The sequence below is a fragment of the Bartonella jaculi genome, assembly GCF_039543045.1.
Taxonomy (GTDB): Bacteria; Pseudomonadota; Alphaproteobacteria; order Rhizobiales; family Rhizobiaceae; genus Bartonella; species Bartonella jaculi.
The window spans coordinates 1-1524 of the sequence record NZ_BAABIZ010000107.1; the positions used below are offsets into that span (position 1 = coordinate 1).

The window sequence follows — 1524 nt, forward strand, 5'->3', positions numbered from 1 at the left end:
TTTAATTCTTTTACAAAGGAATTCATAAAAATTACTAGCGTAATATTCACAATCACCCAATGGAAGCCTGACATAAAGTGGGCATTCTCCATCCCGAAACTGCGTATAATCAAAATAAAAGGTTTCACCAAAATCTGTTCTACTTACGATAAGCTGTTCTGGTGTCGCAAAACCCCTTTTTCTATTATTTAAGTTGCGGAAAACAATATCACCAGCAGCAATACCTATTCCACAATCCCTATAAACGCTACAGATTTCATCACCACCAATTTCTCCTCCTCCATATTTTTTTTAAGAAAACTTTGTAAGATGAGGTGAATTGTAAACCGAGAGCTTTCTCCGCCTTTTCAATCTGTAGATCATCTGTTTCATTCTCTTCATCATCTTCACTACCCAAATTGATAATCTCATCATCATATTTATTCACTTTATCAATTAATTGTATAACATCAGCTAAAGTATAATTTTTCATAGATGATCACCCCTAAAAATATTAACGATGCTTGCATTCTTGAAAAGAAAAAAATAATGGTGGTTTAACATTGCAATTTGGAAGTAAAACCACCATACAAAGAAATTTACTTCAAGTTATCTGTAATCCTTTTACAGAGGAATTCATAGAAGTTACTTGCATAATATTGTGGATCCTTGGGTGGAAAATCAAAATAGAGTGCACACTCTCCATTCTGGAATTGAGAATAATCGAAGAAAAATGTCTCTCCAAAATCGGTTCTACTAACAATAAGTTGCTGTGGCGTTGCAAAACCATTTTTTCTATAATTTAAGTTTTTATAAACAATATCATCACTACGAACAATCTCAAAGTTTGTATCATAAACGCTACATATTTCCTCACCACAAATTTCCCCTCTTCCATAGTTTTTTAAAAAACTTTTATAGGAAGACGTAAACTGCAAACCGAGAGTTTTCTCTGCTTTTTCAATCAGTGCATCATCAACTGCTTCATCTGTAGAGCCAAAATCGATACTATCGCTATATTTATCAACTAATTGTGCAACATCAGTTAAAGTATAAATTTTCATAATTTGTTCTCCATAAATTGTTATTTTTTAGTTGCTATAGCTTTTTCTTCATAACCTTTAGCACGTTCTTTCCAGTATTTCTGTCTCCACAAAGCAAATGCATCCCTATCAATAGCTGATCCCATTGTGTTAGGATTAATGTGAATAGCAGAATTATGTTTATTATGAAACGCATTTGTAACTTCTGCTATGGGACCATCATGTGTTTGTAGCATATGGTGCAATTCAATAGGCTCGTTATCGAAACCTATAGGTGCTCTTCCTGTTTTCATTCTTTCAATATTTGTACCTGTCACTTTTTTCTTGTTGACTGTCCACTCAGAAATTCTGTTGGGATCAAAAAGTTTTTCGCTCTGATAGACTTTGTTTGTCTGAGCAATTTTCTCCCCCTTGTAAGTCATTTCAAACTCAACCTCAATCGGGGCTGTTGACCAGAATTTTCTTTCCTGCCCAAAATATTGAGTTGCAATAACCTCATCGC

General features: G+C 33.9%; 2 protein-coding genes and 1 pseudogene. All 3 read right to left on the bottom strand.

The window, feature by feature from the left end; genetic code table 11:
* A pseudogene (locus ABD915_RS09580) lies at positions 1-472 on the bottom strand (SMI1/KNR4 family protein); the annotation flags it as partial.
* Between the two features lie 106 nt (positions 473-578).
* The gene (locus ABD915_RS09585) at positions 579-1043 is read right to left on the bottom strand and encodes an SMI1/KNR4 family protein (protein WP_345117712.1); all 465 of its coding nucleotides are present in this window, start codon (positions 1041-1043) and stop codon (positions 579-581) included.
* 20 nt (positions 1044-1063) lie between these two features.
* The coding region (locus ABD915_RS09590; protein ID WP_345117714.1) for an HNH/ENDO VII family nuclease at positions 1064-1524 on the bottom strand (461 nt) is incomplete at its 5' end.

What these genes read in the sequence shown, in the direction of transcription:
- ABD915_RS09585 (WP_345117712.1), bottom strand. Translation starts at nt 1,043, where the DNA reads ATGAAAATTTATACTTTAACTGATGTTGCACAATTAGTTGATAAATAT.